The following is a 22,606-nucleotide window of genomic DNA, read 5'->3' on the forward strand; positions in this document are numbered from 1 at the left end:
TCCCAGGCTATTTTCGAGTGATTGTAGACAACTCTGTCTACATGCGCTAGCGTAATAATGTAGACAGAGTTGTCTACATTATTACGCAGGAGATGATCATGAGCATTAAACCCCCATTGCCGCCTTTCACCCGTGAATCGGCCAGCGAAAAAGTGCGGTTGGCGGAGGATGCCTGGAACAGCCGCGATCCTGAGCGGGTGTCGCAGGTCTATTCTCTCGATACCCATTGGCGTAATCGCGCAGAGTTTGTCGACGGCCGCGCGGCGGTGGTCGCATTTTTGCAACGCAAGTGGGCGAAAGAGCTGGAGTATCGGCTGATTAAGGAACTGTGGGCGTTTGACGGCGCGCGCATCGCGGTGCGTTTCGCCTATGAGTGGCGCGACGATTCCGGCAACTGGTATCGCAGCTTCGGCAATGAAAACTGGGAGTTCAATCAGGAAGGGTTGATGATTAACCGCCATGCCTGCATCAACGACATGCCGATTCGCGAACAGGATCGGCGTTTTCATTGGCCGCTCGGTCGGCGCCCGGACGATGTCCCGGCGCTGAGCGATTTCGGTTTCTGATCCTACTTAGCGGTAGTAGTGTCGCAGCTCGGCGTGGATGGCGGAAATCAGCCGCTTTCGCCACTCCGGCTCGCCTTTTCGGTATTGAGAAAAAAGGTGACCGATAGCCAGGTTATCGCTAATCGGCAGCGCGCTTAACCCGTGCTTGTCGGGCTGGGCGGTAAACCATGGTTGAGGCACTACCGCCAGCAACGGCGCGCGGCGCAGCACCGGTGGAAGTTGTGCGTAGTCGGCGCAGTTCAGGGCAATGCGGCGGTGCAACCCCTGGCGCTCAAGCTGCCGATCCAGCTCGTTTTCCGTTTGTGGCCACGGATGGCAATAATAATGCGCGTAATCCGCCAGTTCGCTGAAGGCCAGCGCGCGTTTATCTTGCAGGACTGGGTATAGCGGCGGGCCATACAGCGCAATCAGGCGAGTGCGCCCAAGCGCTTCATAATGCAGTGCGCTGGTGCGTTGTTGATGATCGCCCACCGCCAGCACCAGATCGACGCTCCCCTCAAGCAGCTCTTCGCGCCAGGCGCGTCGTTCAAAGTTTTGGCAGTGAATATCGGCATGGCAAGCGGCGCCCTTTTCCGCCAGCAAAGGCAACAGAATAGGGTGCAGAGCGGGGGGCGCCACCAGCGTGAAGCGACGCGGCGCCTGCGGTTGTTGGCCGAACATTTCACTGTCCAGCGAGGAGAACAGCGGCGCCAACTTGTCTTTCAACGACAGTGCAAACAGGGTGGGAACCTGGCGATGTCCTTCTCGGCGAAACAGCGGGTCATCCAACACTTCCCGCAGGCGAGCCAGCGCATGACTGACGGCGGAGGTGCTGATGCCCAGCCGCTCGGCGGTTTTACGGCTGGAACCCGTTACCATCAGCAGATACAGCACTTTCAGCAGATTCATGTCCATTTGTAGAATATTCATCAATTGTCCTTTTTTTAATTGAATACTGTTCAATGTCAGGCCGAGTATACTCCTGCCCGGTTGACACAGACAGAAGAGAAAAATGAAAAAAAGCATGCATTATCTGATGGCGATGGCCTTTTCCTTGAGCTTCTCCACGCAGGCGAAGTTAGACCCGGCGCAGCCGTTGTCTAGCGCTCCGCCATACTCGCTGTTTGAAGAGTGGGCGCAGCCGATAGCGCCGTTCCAGATCTTTGAGCAGGTGTATTACGTCGGCACGAGCAACCTGTCGTCGGTATTGTTGAGCACGCCGCAGGGATTGATTTTGATCGATGCGGGGTTGGAGAGCAGTGCACCGGGCATCAAAGCGAATATCGAACGGCTGGGGTTTAGCATTAAGGATCTGAAATATATCCTGAACAGCCATGCAAGGCTCGATCAGGCCGGCGGCATTGCGCAGCTGAAACGCTGGAGCGGCGCGAGGCTGGTGGCCAGCGCGGCCAATGCGCGGCAGTTGGCGTTAGGTGGACGGCAGGATTTCGCGTTGGGGGATACGCTCACTTTCCCGGCCGTGCAAACGGATATTGTGGTTGCCGATGGCGACAGCATCACCCTTGGCGGCCTGACGCTGACCGCGATGATGACGCCGGGGCATCTGCCGGGCGCGACGTCGTGGTTGACCACGCTACGGCATAACGGCAAGCCGTATCGCTTTATCTATGCTGACAGCCTGGCTACACCGGGTTACTACCTGATCGGCAACAAAAACTATCCGCAGCTGATTGAGGACATTCGCGGCAGTTTCGCCCGTTTGGCGCGGGTGCAGGCGGATATATTTATCGCCAATAAAGGGACGCGTTTCGCTTTGGCCGACAAATGGCGGCGTTTGCAGGCCGGCGATACGCAGGCATTTATCGATCCCGCAGGGCTGCAGCGTTACGTGCAGGAGTCACAGCAGGGGTTTGAAGAGCAGCTGAAACGACAGGAAAACGTCAAACGCTGATCGACGAGCGTAAACCGCACCGATCGACAAACGGGAATTTGTAGAAAAGCCTTTCCACTTCTAGACTTAGGGGACAACAAACGTACTCCAAGAGGACAAGCTATGACGAAGAAGTTGGTTTTGGCCGTCGGTACTGCAGCGGTATTTTCCATTCTTGCCGGCTGCACCGCCTATGACCGTGCAACCAGTTATGTCAATGAGCCGGTGGTCAGCGATGTCAAAGTAGGGATGACCAAGCAGCAGGTGCGGGCGATTGCCGGTCCGCCGTCGACGTCTGCCACGCTGATTCATGCGCAAGGCACTTGCGATACCTATGCGGTCGCGCCGCGCGATGGCAAGGTGCAAACGTACTTTGTCAGCTACAACGACACGGGCCATGTCATGAACAAGGGCTATCAAACCTGTTCCGACTACGATTCGCAGCCGAAGTAATCGCGTTTCAGCCGAACATAAAAGCCTCGCTTTTGCGGGGCTTTTCATTTTTTAAGCGTTTAAGGCCTGAAGTTTAGGCAACTGCACCGCCCATGCCATTTTTTTGCATCAAAATGATAGACATTTCATAACGGTATCGCTAATATCAGCGCCCATTGGAAGGATGGCCGAGTGGTTTAAGGCAACGGTCTTGAAAACCGTCGAGTGTAACAGCTCCCAGAGTTCGAATCTCTGTCCTTCCGCCAAATTCAGCCGGCTTAGCTCAGTAGGTAGAGCAACTGACTTGTAATCAGTAGGTCACCAGTTCGATTCCGGTAGCCGGCACCATGAGTGCCAAAAAACCGCCAGCCGCAAGGTTGGCGGTTTTTTGCTTTATGCGGTTCTCAACGCGGCACTCATGGGCTAGGGCAGCCAGGCGCCAAGCACCACCCCGATAATCGCGTACTCATCGGCATTCTGCGCCGGGCAACCCGGCATGCTTCCCTTAAGCCATCGATGCCCGGCTTCCTCGACATACCTTCTAAAGATGAGTTCCGCGCTGTCACAGCGTTTCGCTATCACCTTATCGCCGGACATAAGCTCGGTTATGCCGGCAGTAACGGGTTCGACAAGTATCAAGGCGCCCTTTGGGTAATTGGCGCCGGCAGAGCCGTTCATCGTGTCATCCCGCACCGGCAACCAGTAGGCCTGAGCGCTGCATTGCACCATTGCCGGGTAGTGGACGGTCGTTCCTTTGCGAAGCTGTTCATGAGATAACGGCAATGTCCATGCCAGCAGCGGAAGCGTTTTACCCAAGGTCTGTGCTGTCTTCTGCCTGACGGGGCGTAGCCCGATTTGCTCCAGGCCATCCAGCCAGCCGATTTGCACGGCGAAGTACTGTTCAATCCTTCGCGCCATATCGCCACTGATGCCCTTTTTGCCTTTCTTGCCCGGCGGGTAGAGCAGGCGAGAGACATAGTCCGCGGCAATACCGAGCGCCTCCGCAAGGCGCTTTTGTCCCCCGACGCCGAGGTTATCGATCAGGATGATCAGGCGCTCTCGCCGCATCTCCTGGAGGTGCATTTTTTGCTCGTTTTTCATGGGGTCATCGTACCTAAATTTACCTGTAGGTAAATGGATTTTCGCTATTGAAAAAAAGATACCTCTGGGTATACTTGGCACTGGTTATTTATACAGTATTTGATGTAATACCCTCGGCGAGCACGCCGGGCGGAGCGGTTGTTGCGTGTTGGCGCACGCCGAGCAGAAGAGCGGCTCGACCGACGTCGGTCAACGACATGGAGCCCTGGCGATGTGGCAAACGCCCAAAGGAGGTGGAAGCATGAGAGATATGAATGAAGTGTTGGAGCGGTGGGGCGTATGGGCCAGGGATAACAGCGGCATCGATTATTCCCCCATTGCTGCCGGGTTCAGAGGGCTGTTGTCCTATAAATCGAAAGGTGAACGTTCCTGCTGCGATGATGATGGCCTGGTGATCGACGGTTGCGTGGGCAGATTGAAGAAATACAAACCCGAAGAGTTCGATCTCATCATTGCCCACCATGTTTATGGCATATCTCTGCGTAAGATCGCCCTGAAAAGGAAATGTTCAGACGGTACGATACGCAAAGAGATGCAAACGGCGGAGGGATTCATCGGGGGATGCCTGGCGATGTTGGATATAAAGTTGAGTATGGATCGCTGAAACTGCTGTCGTTGAAGTTGATGAGGGTTTATTTCTCGTTTCACTGTGACATCAGGAATAACAATAGCGTATGCGCGTTGCAATAATTTAAAAAAAGACTCACGCGTACGCAAATAAGCGCGTAATCTGATAAAACTGAGTCGTTGCCGGCGCCGCCGCACGATAACTAAACCTCGCTCCGGCGGGGTTCTGTTTTTTTATAATAAAAGACTCACGCGTACGCAAATAAACGCGTAATCTGATAAAACTGAGTCGTTGCCGGCGCCGCCGCGCGATAACAAAACCTCGCTCCGGCGGGGTTTTGTTTTTTTATAATAAAAGACTCACGCGTACGCAAATAAACGCGTAATCTGATAAAACTGAGTCGTTGCCGGCGCCGCCGCACGATAACTAAACCTCGCTCCGGCGGGGTTTTGTTTTTTTATAATAAAAGACTCACGCGTACGCAAATAAACGCGTAATCTGATAAAACTGAGTCGTTGCCGGCGCCGCCGCACAATAACTAAATCTCGCTCAGGCGGGTTTTTTCATTTTTAGCCTCCTTGTCAAAACGGTTAATCACTCACTGAATAATGACTGTCGTTGAATGACCACGACGGGAGGCTAATCCTTCTCCTTTATAAAGCGGCGCAATTCTTATTTATCTGCTCAGGTTGAACAGAATGGATAAGCCATTTTCGATAGCGTAAATGGCCGCTTTTTAAATGGAACAGGAATGACGAAGAGGGGCGCCGCATTTAGCCGCTCTTTTCCATGACTCCCGACGATCGGGCTATGCCCCGGTAAGGGGAGGGTGATGATTATGCCTTGGAAAAATGAACCAAACATCCTTTCAATGCTGCTTGCTTTCGGCATGACGCTGCTGGGGGCGATCGCCAGCTATTCCTTCAAGGTTTTGAACGGCGAAACTTTTAGCTGGAGGACGCTGTTTTTGCAGCTGTTCGTCTCTATTTTCGCTGGCTTGACCATGGTGATGATTGCGCTGCATTACGACTGGCCTTCGGAGGTGATGGGCGGCGTATGCGGCATGGCGGGGTGGTCGGGAGCATCGCTGATCAAGGCATTGGAACGCCGATTTCTCAATAAAGCGTCAGGAGGAAATCAATGAAGATAAGTGACGATGGCATGGCGCTGATTAAGCGTTTCGAAGGCCTGCGGTTGCAGGCTTATCAGGACTCGGTCGGCGTTTGGACCATCGGCTATGGGTGGACTCAACCGGTAGCGGGACGAAAAGTGGGGGCCGGCATGGCGATCGATGCCGCAACGGCCGAGCGTTTGCTGGTGTGCGGTGTCGCCCAATTCGAACAGGGCGTCGAACGGCTGGTGGCGGTGACGATCACGCAGGGGCAGTTCGATGCGCTGGTGAGCTTCGCCTATAACCTGGGCTTGCGTGCGCTGGAGAAATCGACGCTGCTGCGCCGGCTGAATGCCGGCGATCGGCAGGGGGCGGCCGACCAGTTCGGCCGATGGGTGAATGCGGGCGGTGTGCGGCTCGATGGGCTGGTTGCCCGGCGTGCGGCGGAACGCGCGCTGTTCCTTTCCTGATGCCTGAATGCGTCTGTAAAACGATTCCCCCTCAAAACGACGGAGACCTTGCCCAAATGATTGAAGATGAAATCCAACGCTCGCTGGCCGCGCTAACCCATCTGGCGGTTCATCCGCTGATCTTGCCGGATCCGCAGCAAGAAGGTGTGACCTATCAGAAGATCAGCGATCTGAAAGTGAACACCGGTCTGGTTGACAGTTCGCTGGTGCAGAGCCGTTTTCAGATCGTGCTGTATGTGATCGACGATTACTCCCGGCTGATCGCTCTGGATAAGGCGGTTTTGAACGCCTGGGAAGGGGTTCGACATGGTCATATCGGCCAATGGCCGGTACAGGCGGTTACGCGCAGCACCCTTTTGCAGAGCGCCACGCCCTTGGCGGATAACCGCGTTCAGTATCGGATGGCGCGCGATTACCTCATTACCCATTCCGAGGTGGCGGCGTGATCGCCATAAACGTTTCCGGCATGGCGGAATTGGCTCGCCGCTTGGAAGCGATTCGGCGCGAGGTCGCCAGTCACATTCTGCCGGAGGCAGGCCACGCCGCGCTGGCGCCGCTGCTCAGCACGATGCAGCAGTGTGCCGAGCGGGGGGCGTCAAACAGCGAGCCATCGCTGAGCGCCGGCATCGCGATACGTCCGGCCGTTACCGGATGGAACGCGGTGACGTTGCGTGTCGGCCCCAGTAAACAGCATTACCACAGAGCCCTGGCGCAGGAGTACGGCACGGCAACGCAAGCCGCCGCCCCGTTTATTCGCCCTGCGCTGGATCACCATAAGCACCAAGTGTTACGCATCCTGGCGGCTCACGTCCGCTATGGCATCGAAAACCGGTAGCGACCGCTACCATCCTTCATCAAAAAAGAGAGAGAAAAACTATGGCTGATAAAACCTCGCCAGAATACGCCATGCTGCCTGCCGGCACTATCGTCAAATGGGGCACCGTCGGGGCTGCACCGACGGCCATGAAGGCGCTGACCAACTGTAAAGCGGTGGGTGAAATGGGGCAAACCGGCGGTTTTGTCGATTGCACCACTCTGCTGGATACCGCCAAGCAGTTTATTTCCGACCTGCCGGAAGGCGCGGAGAAGTCCATCGGTTTCATCGACGATCCGTCCAACGCCGATTTCGCGGCGCTGCTGAATGCGGCGGACAAGCGCGAAACGGTGCAGTTCTACGTCGAGCTGCCGAACGGCCGCACCTCCACCTCCATCCTGTCGCTGTCCGGCTGGAAAATGAATGAGATCACCGCCCCGGCGAGCGAAGTCATTCAGATTACCGTCCAGGGCAAGCAAAACAGCAACACCTGGGGCTCGGTCACCCCGAAGGTGTGACGAGCCGACGATCGCGCTGGGTTAACGTCTGAGGGCGCTCGGCGCGATCGCTTCCGCCGCGGGCCATGCGGTCTGCGGCAACCCGCTGATGCGCAGAGTAAACTGAATTGAACAAGGAAAAACCGATGAGTGAGAAATACGATCTGAAAGCGCTGAAAGCGGCGCTGCTGAAATCCGACGATCACGTGATTGAAACGCAGATTTTTGGCGCCAAAGCCTTTATTCGCCGCCTGAAAGCGGCGGAGCTGCAGGAAAACGAAGACGGCATGAAGGCCGCCATCGACAGCGGTGACATGCGCAAAGCCGCTCAGCTCAACGTGCAGCTGCTGCTGTCATGCCTGATGACGCCGGACGGCAAACGTATCCCGGCCGGCGCCTTGCCGAGCGTAGACGATCTGCTGGCGGCGCACGACAACCCAACGCTGGTCGAAGCCATCGGTGCCGTCAAGCGCCATGCGGTCGGTAGCCTGGAGGAAGCGGAAAAAAACTGACTGACTCGCCCTGGCTGATGTTGGTGTTCCAACTGGCCGATCGCTGGGGTGAGTCGGATCCTCGCAAGATCGCCGCGCTGCCGGCGCACATCCTGAATCACTGGCGGGCATACTTCAAACTGCAAGGCATGACGGCCGATGCGGCGGAGAGTGCCCCCGTTCATCAATCCGGTCAGCCCGCGCAAAGCAGTATTGATATGCAGTGTGCTGACGTTATGCGAGTGCTGGGAAATGGCTGATACCGCACAGTTGGTCGTCGGGTTGCAACTGAATGACACCAACTTTAAAAACAAACTGACGGCGGCTTACCGCACCGCCGGGGAACAATCCGCCAAATTTAACCGCCAGGCTCAGCAGGATGCGAAGAAGACCGACGAGTCGTATCAACGCATCGGCGGCACGCTTGGCGGCCTGGCGGGGAAACTGGCTGGGCTGGCCGGCGTTGAACTGTCGCTGCAGGGCCTCGCCGCCACCTCGCGCCAGTATGGGCAGGCGCTCACCGAACTTGCGTCCATCACCGTCGCCGCGACGGCGCAGATGAAACAGTTGGACGACGCGGCCCGCCAGGCGAGCAGCGCTTCCGGCGAAGGCGGCAGCCGGGCGGAGGAGATGCTGAAACTGGCCGGCGGCCTGAATGACAGCGCGGCGGCCTGGCGCGATCAGGCTGCGGCGGCGCGCGGGGCGGCTCAGGCGACGGCCGGCGTCGGTTCTGCCTCTCGCGTCGCCAATGTCGCGCTGGGGGCGCTTGGCGGCCCGATCGGTGTCGCCATCCAGGCGGGATTGGCGATGCTGTACTTCCATGAGCAAAACCAATTGGCCCGTCAATCGGCTTTGGCATTGAAAGATGCGGCGGTCGAGACGGCCGAAGATCTCAGCAAGCTCTCCAAGGCAAAGCTCGCCGTCAAAATTGATACCTTCGACGATCAGCTAAAGACGCTCAGTGAGGAAAAAGCCAAGATCGAAAACCAACTGGCGCGCAGGAGCGATATCCGAATTGCTGGCTTAGAGCGGCGAAGCAAAGGGTTGTTGGGATTCCTCTATTCTGATCCCAAAGAGGTGAAGAAAGAACTCAACGCCTTGCAAGCGCAGTTGGAAGATGTCATTAAGGGCGAGAAAGCGATCCGGCTTCGGCGAAGCAATGCCGTTAATGCACAGAATGGCAATGATAGCCATGTTGAGATCAAACCTGTTAAGCCTAAGAGCCATCAAACCAGCGCTCCTCCTGTCGGTCGTATTTTAAACGATAACGGTAAGCAGCAGGCTCTTGATCAGTACCAACAGCTGCGTCAGGAAATCGAGCAGGCGCATCTGAGCAGCCTCGAAAAAATCACCCAGGATGAACAACGCGCACAGGCCAAGCTGGCGTCAACGGCCAAGGCGGCCGGTGCCGGGCAGGCCGATGTGCAGCGTGCGATGGCGCTGAACGCCGAGAAGTATCAGCGGCAGCGGCAGCAGCTCGCTGAACAATACGCGCCAGGGCAGGCGGCGGTGCGCAAAGAGCAGGAGGTTGGTAAAGAGCTGAAGGCGTTGTATGACGGACGGCTGTTGACCGAACGCGAGTACCAGACCGCCAGCCGGATGCAGCAGCAAGAAACGACGCGCCAGCGGTTGAAGGTTGAAACCGACGCGCTCGCCGCGCCGCGTATGAACATTGCCGGTGATGTGGATCCGGTCGCTCGCCTTAACAACCAGCTGGTGCAGCAGCAGGCGCAATACCAGGCTTACTACCAGCAAGGTATTCTGGATAAACAGCGCTATGAACAGCTGATGCAGGCGGCGACGCAAGAATCGTCGGACGCTCAGTATCAGCAGGCGCTGAGTCTGTTCGGCGGGCAGAGCCGCGTGCACAAGATGGCGCTGGGGCTGGTGGACATGACGCGGGAACGGGCCTCCGGCATGATGTTCGATCTGCTGACCGGGACGCAAAACTTTAAGCAAAGCATGCTCGGTTTGATGACCTCCATGACGCAGTCCATCATTCAGCAACTGATCGATCTGGCGATGCAGGCACTGTTAACCAGAACCTTTCTCTCTACCTTTATGAGCATCGGCGGCGGTTTGCTGGGCGGGGCTGCAAGCGCCGGCGCGGGCGCGGCCGGTTCAGGCGCGATGGGCATGCCGACCGGTTGGCAAGGCTATGTCCCTAACGCCAAGGGCGGCGTATACGCCTCGCCTTCGCTGAGCGCATTCAGCGGCCAGATCGTCAGCAATCCCACATTGTTCGCGTTCGCCAGAGGCGCCGGTTTGATGGGCGAAGCCGGGCCGGAGGCCATCATGCCGCTCAAACGCAGCGCGGACGGCTCGCTCGGCGTGCGGGCGATCGGCGGCGGCCAGCAGCCTGCGGCGGCGCCGAATGTCTACATCACCATCGAGAACGGCGGCAACGTCAATTCGCAGGCCGATCCGGGGTGGGGTGAGTTCGGTAAACGGATGGGCAATATCGCCGCGCAGGAAAGCCAAAAGGTAATCAACCGTAACCTGATGCCGGGCCAGCCGATTTGGAAAGCAATCAAGGGGATGTAATGGGCATTCAGACATTTGAATTTCCGGCGCGCGTCAATGCCGCCGGCGATATGCGCTTTCGCGTCAGAAAGGCGCAGTTCGGCGACGGCTATGCGCAGGTCTCCGGCGACGGCATTAACCCGATCGTGCGCTCCTGGGATCTGACCTTTGTCGGCAAGTATGACTACATCACGCCGATCATCGTCTTTCTGGAAAATCATCATGGGGTGAAGTCCTTCCACTGGACGCCACCGACGCAGGTTCCCGGCCTTTACCGCTGCGAGGGTTATAAGCCGGTCGCGATGGGCGGGGACAACTATTCACTGACGGCCACGTTTACCGAGGCTTTTCACGTTTAACCGGGGGAGATGATGCTGAATTCAGATTTGCAAAAGCTGGAGCCGGGCAACCGCATCCGCCTGATTGAGGTGGACGGCACCCGGTTTGGCGCCGATATTCTGCGCTTTCATTGCGATACCCTGTCTTTTACGCCGCAAGAGCTGGCCGCCGCCGGCGGTGATGAAAGCAAACTGCCGGCGAAATCGGTCTGGTGGCAGGGGCTGGAGTACGGCCCGTGGCCGTTTAGCGTTGAAGGGCTGGAGATTTCCGCCGACAGCCAGGGCAATGCGCCCAAGCTGTCGGTCGCCAATATCAACGGCCTGATCAGCGCACTCTGCCTGCAGTTTGAGGACATGGCGCAGGCCAAGGTGCGGATCCACGATACGCTGGTGCACTACCTTGATGCCCGCAACTTCCCGCAAGGGAACTCTTCGGCCGATCCGCTGCAGGAAAAGCTGCAGGTGTTCTACATCGATCGCAAGGCGACAGAAAGCGACGAAGCGGTGGAGTTCGAACTCTCGAGTCCGGCTGACCTGCGGGGATTGCGCATCCCGACCCGGCAAATCCACAGCCTGTGCACCTGGTGCTCGCGCGGCGGCTATCGCACCGGCAAGGGCTGCGATTACGCCGGTAGCCGTTACTTTGACGACAAGGGCAACCCGGTGGAGGATCCGAGCCAGGATCGCTGCGGCGGGCTGTTGAGCGACTGCCAAAAACGCTTTGGCGAGCACGAGCCGCTGCCGTTCGGCGGCTTCCCCGGCGCGGCGTTGATCCGGCAGTAGGGGGCGAGTATGAAAGAAAAAACCGCGGCGGCCATTATGGCGCACGCCAGGGCTGAGTATCCGCGCGAATGCTGCGGTGTGGTGGCGCAAAAGTCCCGCGTGGAACGCTATTTTCCGTGCCGAAACCTGGCAGACAACCCCACCGAGCAGTTTCATCTGGCGCCGGAAGATTACGTGGCCGCCGCAGAATGGGGCACCATCACCCTCATTGTGCACAGCCACCCGGACGCCACAACGCAGCCGAGTGAGCTGGACAAGGCGCAGTGCGACGCGATGGAGTTGCCCTGGGCGATCGCCAGCTGGCCGGAGGGGGATTTGCGCACCATTTTGCCGCGCGGCGAACTGCCGCTGGTGGGCCGCCAGTTCGTGCTGGGGCATACCGACTGTTGGGGGCTGATCATGAGCTACTTCCTCCAGGAGCACGGCATAGCGCTGCACGATTACCGCGTTGATTACCCGTGGTGGGAGCAGGGTGAAAACCGCTATCTGGATAACTGGCATGCGTGCGGCTTTCGCGAGTTCGATGGCCCGCCACGCTCAGGCGACATGGCGGTCATGCAGGTTTCGGCGCCGGTGGCCAACCACGCCGGCATTCTGCTGGCAGATGGCCTGTTGCTGCACCATATGTACGGCATGCTCAGCCAGCGGGTGCCTTACGGTGGGTATTGGAAAGAGCGAACGGTAAAGGTGTTGCGCCACAAAGCCCTGATGTGATGCTATCATTCCACTTTTCAGCTTAAGGAAAAGGTAATGAAGAAGATTTTATTAATTATGGCTCTGTTTATTTCTGGGTGTAATACTGTAAGCAGTTTGAAAGATAGTACTCCCATTGCTTCGGGGAACTCGAAAAAATCGGAACAGGCGTTCGTCTATTGTGTGATCGCTGAGTGGAATAAGCATTCATATTTGCAACCGATGATCACTCAACCATTACCGGATGGACATTCGCTACAGTTTAACGATCCCTGGCGTGGTCCCGTATTCATCCTTGATGTTGTCAGTAATAATGAAGGTAGCAGTTATCGCTTATATAGAAGTAAAGAAATAGATTTCTATGAGCAGGCTATCACGCAATGTAAATGACCTGCTTCGGCAGGTTTTTTTATGGTGGCATTATGTCTTTTATCGATATTCCTCTAAGAACTGTCAGGTTTCATGGTCCGATGATTCAGTTGTTTGGCCGGGAGTTTAAATACCGGGCCATGACTGTTACCAAAGCCATTGATGCAATGAAGAACTTGTTACCCGGCTTCGAGCGCTACATGCTGGAGGCGCACAAACGCGGCCTGACATTTTCTATTTTCGTTGGTAAACGCAATGTCCGGCAGGATGAGCTAGAGCTCACCAAAGGGTCGGAAGATATTCACCTTGTTCCCGTCGTAATTGGGAGCAAGCGAGCTGGACTGTTTCAAACAATTCTTGGGGCTGCATTAGTGGCTTTGTCCATTTGGAATCCTGCCCTTTTAGGTATGTCGACAGCCGTTGCACAAGGTATTGGTGTTGCTGGCGCTTCCCTTGCCCTCGGCGGCATTCTCCAAATGCTTTCCCCGCAAATGGGCGGGCTGCGCATGCGGCAAGGCCCGGAAAATAAACCGAGCTATGCCTTTGGCGGGCCGGTCAACACCACGGCGCAGGGCAACCCCGTCGGTGTGCTGTACGGCACGCGTGAAATTGGCGGGGCGATTATCTCCGCAGGTATTTATACCGAAGACCAGCAATAACCATCATCCGTTTGAACAGACAGCCGCAATAGCGGCTTTTTTTATGGGCGAAATATGGCACAGAACATGATCCGTGGGCGAAAAGGCGGCGGCGGTGGCGGCCACACGCCGGTAGAATCGCCGGACAGCATTCAGTCGATCGCCAGAGCGAAGATGCTGTTCGCATTAGGCGAAGGAGAATTTGCCGGCGGGCTGGATGGCACAAACATTTTTGTTGACGGTACGCCGGTGCTGAGCAGCGATGGAACGGAAAACTTTCCCGGTTTCCGCTGGGAATTCCGCCCTGGCTCGCAGGCGCAGGAATATATCCAGGGCATTCCCGCCGTTGAAAATGAGATCTCAGTCGGCAGCGAACTGAAAAGCGGCACGCCGTGGGTGCGCTCCGTCTCTAACCTGCAACTTTCCGCCGTCCGCCTGCGCCTGGGTTGGCCCATGCTGCAAAAGCAGGCGGACAACGGCGACGTCAACGGCTATCGCATCGAGTACGCCATCGACGTGGCGACCGACGGCGGCAGTTACCAGGAGGTGTTAACGGCGGCGATCGACGATAAAACCACCTCGCTGTATGAACGCTCGCACCGCATCAATTTGCCGAAGGCCACCACGGGATGGCAGCTGCGCGTGCGCCGGTTGACGCCTAACGCCAACAGCGCCCGGATCGCCGACCGGATGAACATCGTGGCGCTGACCGAAATCATCGACGCCAAGCTGCGCTACCCGAACACTGCGCTGCTTTACGTTGAGTTTGATTCAAAGCAGTTCCCCAACATCCCGAAGATCACCTGTAAACCGTGCGGCCGCCTGATCCGCGTGCCGGACAATTACGATCCGCAAACGCGCAGCTATACCGGCATCTGGAGCGGCGGCTTTAAGTGGGCCTACAGCGATAACCCGGCGTGGGTGTTTTACGACATTATTTTGGCCGAGCGCTTTGGCCTGGGCGATCGCATCGACGCCTCCCAGGTCTCCGAGTCCGAACTGTACCGCATCGCGCAGTATTGCGATCAGCCGGTGCCGGACGGGCGCGGCGGCGAGGGCATGGAGCCGCGCTTCACCTGCAACGTTTATCTGCAGTCACGGGAAGAGGCCTGGACGGTGCTGAGCGATTTGGCCGGCATCTTCCGCGGCATGACCTATTGGGGGCAAAACCAAATGGTCGCCTTGGCGGACATGCCGCGCGATATGGACTTCACCTACACCCGCGCCAACGTGATCGACGGCAAGTTTACCTACTCGTCCGCCAGCGAACGCACCCGCTACAGTACGGCGATGGTCAGCTGGTCCGATCCGGGCAACCATTACGCCGATGCGATAGAGGCGGTATTCGACAGCGATCTGGTGCGCCGCTACGACGTGAACCAGACCGAGCTGACGGCTATCGGCTGCACCACGCCGAGTGAAGCGAACCGCCGCGGCCGCTGGGCGCTGTTGACTAACAGCAAGGATCGTACGGTCAGCTTCTCCGTGGGGCTGGACGGCATGATCCCCATGCCGGGGCATATCGTCGGCGTGGCGGACCAGATGCTGGCCGGACGAGTGATTGGCGGGCGCCTCAGCGGCGTGGACGGACGTAAACTGACGCTGGACAGGACGCCGGGCGCCAAAGCCGGAGATCGCCTGATCGTTAACCTGCCTTCAGGTAAAGCGCAGGCGCGCACCGTGCAGGCGGTGAATGATCGCGTAGTGACCGTCACCACCGCCTACAGCGAGACGCCGGCGCCGGAAGCGGCATGGTCCATCGATGCGGACGATCTGGCGGTGCAGCTTTACCGCGTGGTGGGCATCGCCGACAACGGCGATAACACCTATACCGTCAACGCCGCGGAACACGATCCGAACAAGTACGCCCGCATCGATACCGGCGCGCGTATCGACGATCGTCCGATCTCCATCATTCCGCCCGGCGTGCAGGCGCCGCCGAAAAACATCACCATCGACAGCTACTCCTCGGTGAGCCAGGGTATCGCCATTACCACCCTGCGCGCCGCCTGGGGCGCGGTTGAAAATGCCATCGCCTATGAGGCGGAATGGCGCAAAGATAACGGCAACTGGGTGTCGGTGCCGCGCACCTCGGCGCTCGGCTTTGAAGTGCCGGGGATTTACGCCGGTCGTTATCGGGTGCGGGTGCGGGCCATCAACGCCAGCAATGTGTCATCTGTCTGGGCGACCTCGATGGAAACCTACCTCAAGGGCAAAGAGGGTAAACCGCCGATGCCGGTCGACTTCAAGGCATCGCCTTTGCTGTGGGGCATCCAGCTCGACTGGGCGTTCCCCATCGGCGCTGAAGATACGCTCAAGACCGAAATTCAGTATGCGGACAACGCCGCCGGGAATAATGCGATGCTGCTGGCCGATATCCCGTATCCGCTGCACACCCACGCCATGATCGGGCTGAAGGCGGGCCAGGGCTTCTGGTTCCGCGCGCGCCTGCAAGACCGCACGGGCAATCAGGGCGACTGGACTGGCTGGAGCGCCGGGCAGGCGAACGCGGACGCCGGTGATTATCTCGAGAACATCGGCGACGATCTTCTGACCGCGAAAGACGGCGAGCGGCTGGTGGGCGATATCGACACCAACATCGACGCCATCTTGCAGAATGCGCTGGCCAACAAGGCGACGGTGGATCACCAGTGGGCGCAGTACGGCACGGTGCGCGCCGATATCATGGTGGTGAAAACCACCATCGCGGAGGTCGATCGCGGGCTGGCCGAGATGAAAACCCAGGTGCAGGCGCAGATTGACGACGTCGCGGCGGTGCTGGAAGACAAACTGACGGCGACGGTAGACGCCGACGGCGCCACGGCCATCCATACGCTGAAAGCGGGCGTGCGGGTGAACGGCACCTTCTATAACGCCGGCATGTCGATCGCGGTATTGGCGGAAAACGGCAGGCCGGTCACCACCCGCGTCGGCTTTAACGCCAACCAGTTCGTGCTGATGAGCGGCAACAACAGTAATCAGTATTCGCCGTTTGCCGTGGTGGATGGGCAGGTGTTTATTAGCGACGCGTTTATTCGCAATGGCACTATCGATAGCGCAAAGATCGCACAGCATATCCAGTCTTCTAATTGGGTAAGTGGGCAGCGTGGCTGGGCGATAAATAAAGACGGTGGGGCACAATTCAATAACATTAGCGCCCGTGGAGCAATATATGCCGACACCGGTGAGTTTAAAAATGGTGTGATTGGCAATTGTCGAATTCTTGAAAACTGTTCCATTGAGGGGAAACTTTCCGCTGCGAATATCGAGGGCGCGATCATGGATGGCTCGATGTTAAGCTGGACGGGTTATCATACTAATGCGAGTCGGTTATTACGTTTTGGCGGTAATAATGTTATTCCCGTTCGTGTTTTTGGACAGATTCAAATTAGAAGAAGCGGACGCGGCTATCCTCACGGTTATGGCGGGGTTAGGCAAAATGCAACCGGTGGAGGCTATATGCCAGAGGTTCCCGTTAGTTCCAGTTCAGGTAGCGGACAACCTTCGGTATCCATCGTTTATGTCGATGCATTAATTGGGAAGTCTTCGACTGCCTTTTGGCAGCTTGCCTCAGGAGAGCTTGACCAAGGACAATCGCACTCAACGACTTTTATTGTGAATATCTTTGCCACGCCACAATATACGGCCTTTGCGCTGGAGTAATCATCACCTCCGTAACGAGGTTTTTATCAGGCTAATTTAGGAGGATACTTATGCCAGTAGGCACTCTCACCCTAACGAGTAATTCCATAATAGTAAAAGGTACCGGAACGGCCTTTAATACCGAATTAAAATCCGGTGATTTCATCGTGAGCGTGGTCGGCGGCGTCACCTATACGCTGCCGGTGAAAGCCGTTGACAACGCCACACAGGCCACGCTGATTAAAGCCTATGATGGCCCAACGCAGGCGGGCGCAGCATGGTATGCCGTTCCGCGCGACGCGATGAACGCCATCACCGCCCAGTTGGCTGCCGAGACGGCCAAAGCCCTGCGTGGGCTGAACCTCGATAAAGAGAACTGGCAGCAGGTCTTCAGCAATACCGGAAATATTACCGTTAAGTTGCCGGATGGCAGCACCTATGGCGGTCCGGCTTGGAATAATATTACAGCTTCACTCAATAATAAGTTAGACAAGACGATTAGCGCTGCCCAGGAAATTAAAGGTTCACTGTCTTTACAGGGTTCTTTGGTGACAGGGCAAACGGCAAACCTTGACGTGGGGGGATATTCACGTTTCCGTAAGTCAACGACATTTGATGATACCATGATGGGGCGAAATGGCATTCATTTAAACTCTGGTGATACGGGGTCGTCTAATGTTCGTGCTGAAAAGACGTTTACCAGATCTACCGGAACTGTAGATGGCCCGACATTACTATCGGTCATGACAACAGCAGGTGGCGTTGTCACTGCCATGCAAATGTTTTGTCGTCGCGAAATTGGCGTAACTGATTATGGTGCGATTTCATTTAAGGATTACGCCAATGTCTGGCATGAGGTGCGTCTACAGAATAATGGAGACTTTAATAATTTAACCGGAAATTGGGTGACCGGCTCAGACCTTAGAATTAAAACGGAAGTAAAAGAAATTGAAGACCCTATAACACTCATTCGCGGTTTAAAACTCTACACCGGCAAGCGTGATGGCAAGCCATTTATCGGTGGTATCGCACAAGAAATTGAAAAGAAACTTCCCCAGGTTGTTGCTGAAGGTGGTTCTTTAGAATTGCAAAACGGCGAAACTGTTACTCGGGTAAAATCCGTCGATTATTCAACGCTGGGATATGTGGCCCTGGCCGCATTGAATCAGGCTCTGGATAGAATCGATCGCCAGGATGAATTAATCAAAGAACTCATGGAGAAAGTGCAATGACATTAATCAGCGGCGTATTAAAAGGCCCTTACGGCGATCCTCGTTCCGGCGTAACCATTACCCTGCGCGCAGTCAGGACCTCGTCAACGGTATTGAGCTTGGCTAAATCACAATCAGTGACGGATGATAGCGGTAAATATTCCCTACCCGTGGAGGCGGGCGCTTACGAGGTCATTATCTCTGTGTATGGTGCGCAGCCGGAGCGAGTGGGGGCTATCGAAGTTTATAACGATTCCTTGCCTGGCACGCTCAATGATTTCCTAGGCCGGCCAGGGGAAAGCGATATCACGCCGGAGATTGTGCAAACCGTCGATCGCTTGCGTGCCGAGGCGGCTTTGTCTGCCGACAAATCAGCAGCATCAGCAGCGGCGGCAAAAGTCAGTGAGCAGAATGCAGCCGAAAATAGCAAAGTCGTTACCGCCGCTGGTTTTGCTTCTGGTCCTGTTCATACAGCTGATATTTTTTCTTCGAATAATCAGTCAAGTATTCGTCGCTATACCATCGCGACCGCCAACAGGCCTGGCGGGGCAACTGGCGGCGTATTGGTTTTACCCGTTGATGGTGGGCCGTCGAGTGCGTATTTTGCAACATCGGTTGAACGGAAAGCTTGGGTCGGTAGTTCAACCCCCGCAGCCGCTTCAACCATTTCTTGGTCTCGATTATTCAGCACGACAGATCTCCCAGGGGTGGCCGACATTTCAGACTTGAAATATTGGGGATTAACAAAAGGCGTGTCAGCAGCTTCCAAAGGAAACTTCAATGCGCAAATGCAAAGCCGCCGGGGGTATGCGGCTACCGATCCGATCGGTAATCCATTCAAAGATACCGGGACTTATTTCCTCGATACGCGCTCATGGGCAGTGACGCAAGCGGGAACCGACGACAGCTATCGAACGGTGCAAACCTGTTACGGCTATGGCGTGAGTGCTGCGCAAACGGGGAAAATTGCCGTGCGCAGCTGGAATGGCACCGCGTTTACCCCCTGGGTTTGGATGTGGTCGGAAGCCAACACCACGGTTGACGGCAACGGTTTTATCAAGAAAGCCTCGCCGATCGCCAGATTGTCCGCTGCGCCTGAGCATATGCAGGCTGACTATCTGGAAGGCGGCTTTGCGCTGGCCGGTTGCGCGGCGGTTAATGGTGAGGCGGACGGGGTGAGCGCAGAGCGAATCTCCGTCGGCGTTTATCAGTTGAATGGCTCACTGGGGTTGGCAAAGGAGGGCTGGACCATTGAGGTGCCGCAGGATGTCAATGGTAACCGCCTGTGCTTTGTGGAAACCGCTACCGATAGCGACGGTGGCATCACGGTGAAAATCAGCAAACGCCGTTTTGACATCGATACCGCAACGGTCGTGGCCGGCGAAGCGATGGATATCCCTGAAGGGCGCTGGATCGATCTGCGCCTCGCCATGCCGGCGCGCGAAAGGGTGGAAGTGCTGCCGCCGGAGGCGCTGGTATCAAACGATGACACGTCATCGGAAACCAACGCGGTTTCATAAATAAAGTGGATGCCAGGTAAAATGCCGGTGCAGTAGGTTATTGGCCGTCTAATGCATCGGCGCCGGCATTATCACCGAGAGGCTCGGGCAAACACGCGGCCCGTTCCGCCTGGCAAGGTTCCCGCTGGGGGTTACTGCTCGTCAAATATCAGTGACCAGCCACTGATCCGCTTCTTCGAACATCTCTTCCAACATTCGGTTCAGCTTCTCACGATCGCTTTTGCTGGCGTCGGAGTTCAGGCCGTTGGCCTGCATCGGTTTCACGCGCACGTCAGCTTCCGGGAACAGCGCATGCACGCGTTTTTCCAGCTCGTTGCGAATAATCTCGGCGGCGTTGGGCAGCCCAGCGACGTTGCGTTTGTCGTACACCAATTCTACAAACATGACTCACCTGTAAATACTGATTTAATGTACAGTATTCTGGCCTGAGGAAGGCCGGTTGGCAAGAGGGGGCGCGGAATTTTGCATGATGCGTTCATTCGTGCGCGGCGTGCGGTAACCCCTGCAACTGAATCACTAATTCCGCCAGGCTGGCGGCTTGCATTTTCTCCATCACTTTCGCCCGGTGAACCTCTACGGTGCGCAGGGCGATATTCAACCGCTCCGCCATTTCCCTGTTCATCATGCCTCGTACCACCAGCTGCGCGATGTCGCGTTCTTTCGGCGTGAGCGTGCGGTAGCGGCCGCAAGTTTCATGGCGTCGCCAGGCTTTGGCCGAGACCTGCCGCGCCCGTTCGAGGGCGGCGATCAGCGGTTCAGCGGCGATCGGTTTTTGCAGGAAGTCCACCGCGCCGTACTTCATCTGCTCCACCGCCATCGGCACGTCGCCATGGCCGGACAGGAACACCACCGCCAGCGTGCTGCCGAGGCGGCGCAGCTCAGCGTAGGCCTGGTGCCCATCGAGTTTCGGCATCCGCATGTCCAGCAAGACGATCCCGGTCTGAAACAGATCGGCCTGCGCCAAAAAGTCGGTGCTGTCATTCCAGCATTGCACGTCGTGGCCGAGGCTGGTCAGCAAAAAACGGCAGGCGTCGGTAACGGCGACGTCATCATCCACCAGATGAATTAGCGACATGGTTTTCCTCATCGTTAAATATGAAATGCAGGGTGACGCATAGCCCATTGCGGCTGTCGGGGGCGGGGCCGTTAGCCAGTTGGATCTCGCCGCCGCCATAGCGGGCCAGGCGGCGGCAAATGGCCAACCCCAGCCCCATGCCGCCGGCCTTGGTGGTGTTGAAGGGGCGGAAAGCCTGCTCCAGCCCGGCCGCGCTCATCCCGCCCGCGTTGTCCTGCAAATGTACATCGAGCGCCCGTTCGTGCTCGTCGGCGGAAAGCCAGACGGCGTTGGCGCCGGCCTGCGCCGCATTCAGCAGCAGGTTCGCCAGCAGCTGTTCCAGCAGCGCCGGCGGCAGGGTTAGCCTCAGCGAAGGCGCCACGTTGTTGAACAGTTTCAGGTCGGGGTAGCGCTGCGTCAGGCGCAGCAGTGCCCACACCCGCTCGGCGGTTTCGTTCACCGCGATGGGGCGCCAGCTCGCCTTGTCTACCGTCTCGGTGGGGGGCTGCACCCACTGGCGCAGGTTATGAATCGTCTCGCCGCCGCGCTGCGCCTGCCGATCAATATTTTCCAGCGGCGTCAGCAGCGGGTGCCCGGCGTCCGTTTTGCGCAGTTGGATCAGGCACCCTTGCGCATAGTGGCGAATGGCTGCCAGCGGCTGGTTGAGCTCATGCGCAAAGCCGGAGGCCATCTCTCCCAGCACGTTCAACTGCCTGGCGTTCTCCAGCGCCTGCTCCTGACGGCGCAGTTGTTCTCCGGCATGGAGCAGCTGTCGCCCACGCCGGCGCACCAGCAGCGCGATCCAGATATGGTTGACGATCAACAGCGCCAGCACCGCCAGCGACAGGCTGACGGCCGTCTGATGCTGGATCAGCCAGCTCTTGATATCCAGCCACAGGCGCCGCTGTTCCGGGTGCTGATTGACGGCGCGCAGCAGCGCTTCCACCGCGCTGGTCGAGGCCGGTGCGCCCCACTGAAAGGGAGACTGCGGCGGTGCGGTCAGCAAGGCTCTTGCCACCGCATCCACCAGTGAGTTATCCAGACCGGGCAGGGCGGCGAACGACCAGTTGGGATAAAGCGGCGTGCTGGTGACGCAGGGAACCGATGTGGGCCGTTGCAACAGCGGGCGAAAATCCGACGGGTTGATCAAGCCTTCCCGACCCATTTTCTCCAGCAGACAGACGGGAACGATAGCGGCCTGAATGGCGCGCTCGCGCAACAGATAGAGCAGGGCGTCGGCAGGGAAACCGGTAAAGCGCAGGTGAAAATCGCGCTCGGGCCGCATACCGGCATCGCTGAGCGCCTTATAGCCGGTCAGATAGCCGCCGAAGGCCTGCGGATCGATGGCGCCCACCGTTTTGCCCATCAGCGCCTGCGGCGTCGTTATGCCGCTGTCGCGCCGCACCAAAATCACGCTGCCGATGATGTTGCCCGTTGCCCGATCGCCGTTGGCGGCGCGCAACGACGCCAGCCAGCGCAGATGATAGTGGCTGTTCAACTGCACGAACTGCGCCGGATTAGTGACCACGAACTGCACGCTGCCCCGATTGACCGCTTCGCGCATCTGCGCCAGATCGAGCGGCTGCAGGCGGAAGCGCTCACCGCCGACGCTGCCGTTGAGCCTGTCGATCAGCGGCTGCCAGTCACGCGCGGTCGCCGCATCGCCGCGCATCGCCAGCACGCCGACCGACCACTCGCCCGCCTGTGCTGCCATCCCCCAGCCGAGACTGAGCAGCAGTAATAACACGACCCTCACGGCCCCTCCTGATGGGTAATCTGCCTGCCGTCACTTGTTTTAGATCAACGTTAGGTCCGGTATGTGGTTAACCACAATAGAGCTGAGCCCAATGTCATTTTTACACTGTAAATCATCGACATTGTTTATTCATCTAACGGGCATCAATAGCGTGATCGG

25 protein-coding genes and 2 tRNA genes are annotated in these 22,606 nt (G+C 57.4%); 22 read left to right on the forward strand and 5 right to left on the reverse strand.

Annotation, left to right across the window (positions count from 1 at the left end):
* Positions 1-98 precede the first annotated feature (98 nt).
* Positions 99-566, forward strand: a complete 468-nt coding sequence (locus tag JL05_RS12020; RefSeq protein ID WP_033633619.1) for a nuclear transport factor 2 family protein — start codon at positions 99-101, stop codon at positions 564-566.
* A gap of 6 nt (positions 567-572) precedes the next feature.
* Here JL05_RS12020 and JL05_RS12025 read toward each other — a convergent pair whose 3' ends face one another.
* Entirely contained in the window at positions 573-1,475 is a 903-nt protein-coding gene (locus tag JL05_RS12025; protein ID WP_015378549.1) for a LysR family transcriptional regulator, read from the reverse strand.
* A gap of 82 nt (positions 1,476-1,557) precedes the next feature.
* Between JL05_RS12025 and blaSPR the strand changes: the two genes are divergently transcribed.
* The 4 genes from blaSPR to JL05_RS12045 all read left to right on the forward strand — a co-directional run bounded on the left by blaSPR (position 1,558) and on the right by JL05_RS12045 (position 3,216).
* The gene (blaSPR, locus tag JL05_RS12030; RefSeq protein ID WP_033632530.1) at positions 1,558-2,457 is read left to right on the forward strand and encodes an SPR family subclass B3 metallo-beta-lactamase; all 900 of its coding nucleotides are present in this window, start codon (positions 1,558-1,560) and stop codon (positions 2,455-2,457) included.
* A 102-nt stretch (positions 2,458-2,559) separates the two neighbouring features.
* Complete coding sequence (osmE, locus tag JL05_RS12035; protein WP_004935874.1) at positions 2,560-2,889, forward strand: osmotically-inducible lipoprotein OsmE; 330 nt, start codon at positions 2,560-2,562, stop codon at positions 2,887-2,889.
* A gap of 157 nt (positions 2,890-3,046) precedes the next feature.
* Positions 3,047-3,134, forward strand: a tRNA-Ser gene (locus JL05_RS12040).
* 6 nt (positions 3,135-3,140) lie between these two features.
* Positions 3,141-3,216 (forward strand) — tRNA-Thr (locus tag JL05_RS12045).
* A 75-nt stretch (positions 3,217-3,291) separates the two neighbouring features.
* On the opposite strand, the gene JL05_RS12050 is transcribed toward JL05_RS12045, so the two are convergent.
* Positions 3,292-3,969, reverse strand: a complete 678-nt coding sequence (locus tag JL05_RS12050) for a LexA family protein (RefSeq protein WP_033632531.1) — start codon at positions 3,967-3,969, stop codon at positions 3,292-3,294.
* A 241-nt stretch (positions 3,970-4,210) separates the two neighbouring features.
* Here JL05_RS12050 and JL05_RS12055 point away from each other — a divergent pair, with 241 nt between their 5' ends.
* From JL05_RS12055 to JL05_RS12135, 17 genes are all read left to right on the forward strand, one after another.
* On the forward strand, positions 4,211-4,573 hold the full coding sequence (locus tag JL05_RS12055; RefSeq protein ID WP_033632532.1) for an antiterminator Q family protein: 363 nt from the start codon (positions 4,211-4,213) through the stop codon (positions 4,571-4,573).
* Between the two features lie 796 nt (positions 4,574-5,369).
* Positions 5,370-5,681 (forward strand): phage holin family protein, encoded by a 312-nt coding sequence (locus tag JL05_RS12060; RefSeq protein WP_028127738.1) that lies wholly within the window; start codon positions 5,370-5,372, stop codon positions 5,679-5,681.
* On the forward strand, positions 5,678-6,118 hold the full coding sequence (locus JL05_RS12065) for a lysozyme (protein WP_004935847.1): 441 nt from the start codon (positions 5,678-5,680) through the stop codon (positions 6,116-6,118). Before JL05_RS12060 ends, JL05_RS12065 begins: the two co-directional genes overlap by 4 nt.
* Positions 6,119-6,174: 56 nt before the next feature.
* Entirely contained in the window at positions 6,175-6,564 is a 390-nt protein-coding gene (locus tag JL05_RS12070) for a hypothetical protein (RefSeq protein ID WP_033632533.1), read from the forward strand.
* Entirely contained in the window at positions 6,561-6,953 is a 393-nt protein-coding gene (locus tag JL05_RS12075) for an HK97-gp10 family putative phage morphogenesis protein (protein ID WP_033632534.1), read from the forward strand. The genes JL05_RS12070 and JL05_RS12075 overlap by 4 nt, the downstream gene beginning before the upstream one ends.
* A 41-nt stretch (positions 6,954-6,994) precedes the next feature.
* Entirely contained in the window at positions 6,995-7,450 is a 456-nt protein-coding gene (locus JL05_RS12080; protein WP_016926946.1) for a major tail shaft subunit, read from the forward strand.
* Between the two features lie 125 nt (positions 7,451-7,575).
* A complete protein-coding gene (locus JL05_RS12085; protein ID WP_033632535.1) occupies positions 7,576-7,941 on the forward strand; it encodes a phage tail protein in 366 nt (121 codons plus the stop codon).
* Between the two features lie 17 nt (positions 7,942-7,958).
* Entirely contained in the window at positions 7,959-8,180 is a 222-nt protein-coding gene (locus tag JL05_RS12090) for a hypothetical protein (RefSeq protein ID WP_019453673.1), read from the forward strand.
* Complete coding sequence (locus tag JL05_RS12095; protein ID WP_033632536.1) at positions 8,173-10,464, forward strand: phage tail length tape measure protein; 2,292 nt, start codon at positions 8,173-8,175, stop codon at positions 10,462-10,464. The genes JL05_RS12090 and JL05_RS12095 overlap by 8 nt, the downstream gene beginning before the upstream one ends.
* Positions 10,464-10,802 carry a phage tail protein gene (locus JL05_RS12100; protein ID WP_033632537.1) on the forward strand — a complete coding sequence of 113 codons (339 nt, stop codon included), beginning with the start codon at positions 10,464-10,466 and terminating at the stop codon, positions 10,800-10,802. Before JL05_RS12095 ends, JL05_RS12100 begins: the two co-directional genes overlap by 1 nt.
* Before the next feature lie 9 nt (positions 10,803-10,811).
* A complete protein-coding gene (locus JL05_RS12105; RefSeq protein WP_033632538.1) occupies positions 10,812-11,564 on the forward strand; it encodes a phage minor tail protein L in 753 nt (250 codons plus the stop codon).
* 9 nt (positions 11,565-11,573) lie between these two features.
* Positions 11,574-12,278: a C40 family peptidase gene (locus tag JL05_RS12110; protein WP_033632539.1), complete on the forward strand. Its 705-nt coding sequence runs from the start codon at positions 11,574-11,576 to the stop codon at positions 12,276-12,278.
* Positions 12,279-12,314: 36 nt separating this feature from the next.
* Complete coding sequence (locus JL05_RS12115) at positions 12,315-12,647, forward strand: hypothetical protein (RefSeq protein WP_033632540.1); 333 nt, start codon at positions 12,315-12,317, stop codon at positions 12,645-12,647.
* Positions 12,648-12,766: 119 nt separating this feature from the next.
* The gene (locus JL05_RS12120; RefSeq protein ID WP_394852863.1) at positions 12,767-13,285 is read left to right on the forward strand and encodes a tail assembly protein; all 519 of its coding nucleotides are present in this window, start codon (positions 12,767-12,769) and stop codon (positions 13,283-13,285) included.
* A 54-nt stretch (positions 13,286-13,339) separates the two neighbouring features.
* A complete protein-coding gene (locus tag JL05_RS12125; RefSeq protein WP_033632541.1) occupies positions 13,340-16,927 on the forward strand; it encodes a TipJ family phage tail tip protein in 3,588 nt (1,195 codons plus the stop codon).
* A gap of 50 nt (positions 16,928-16,977) precedes the next feature.
* On the forward strand, positions 16,978-18,138 hold the full coding sequence (locus JL05_RS12130) for a tail fiber domain-containing protein (RefSeq protein ID WP_033632543.1): 1,161 nt from the start codon (positions 16,978-16,980) through the stop codon (positions 18,136-18,138).
* Complete coding sequence (locus tag JL05_RS12135; protein WP_072010098.1) at positions 18,135-19,637, forward strand: phage tail fiber protein; 1,503 nt, start codon at positions 18,135-18,137, stop codon at positions 19,635-19,637. Before JL05_RS12130 ends, JL05_RS12135 begins: the two co-directional genes overlap by 4 nt.
* A 141-nt stretch (positions 19,638-19,778) precedes the next feature.
* Here the strand turns inward: JL05_RS12135 and JL05_RS12140 are convergent, their stop codons facing one another.
* The 3 genes from JL05_RS12140 to ttrS form a co-directional block, all read right to left on the reverse strand.
* A complete protein-coding gene (locus JL05_RS12140; protein ID WP_004935803.1) occupies positions 19,779-20,021 on the reverse strand; it encodes a DinI family protein in 243 nt (80 codons plus the stop codon).
* Positions 20,022-20,112: 91 nt separating this feature from the next.
* Positions 20,113-20,712 (reverse strand): tetrathionate respiration response regulator TtrR, encoded by a 600-nt coding sequence (ttrR, locus tag JL05_RS12145; protein ID WP_033632544.1) that lies wholly within the window; start codon positions 20,710-20,712, stop codon positions 20,113-20,115.
* Positions 20,687-22,405 (reverse strand): tetrathionate respiration histidine kinase TtrS, encoded by a 1,719-nt coding sequence (gene ttrS, locus JL05_RS12150; RefSeq protein ID WP_238545864.1) that lies wholly within the window; start codon positions 22,403-22,405, stop codon positions 20,687-20,689. The genes ttrR and ttrS overlap by 26 nt, the downstream gene beginning before the upstream one ends.
* Positions 22,406-22,606 lie beyond the last annotated feature (201 nt).

It is taken from the genome of Serratia nematodiphila DZ0503SBS1, assembly GCF_000738675.1.
GTDB classification, from domain to species: domain Bacteria; phylum Pseudomonadota; class Gammaproteobacteria; order Enterobacterales; family Enterobacteriaceae; genus Serratia; species Serratia nematodiphila.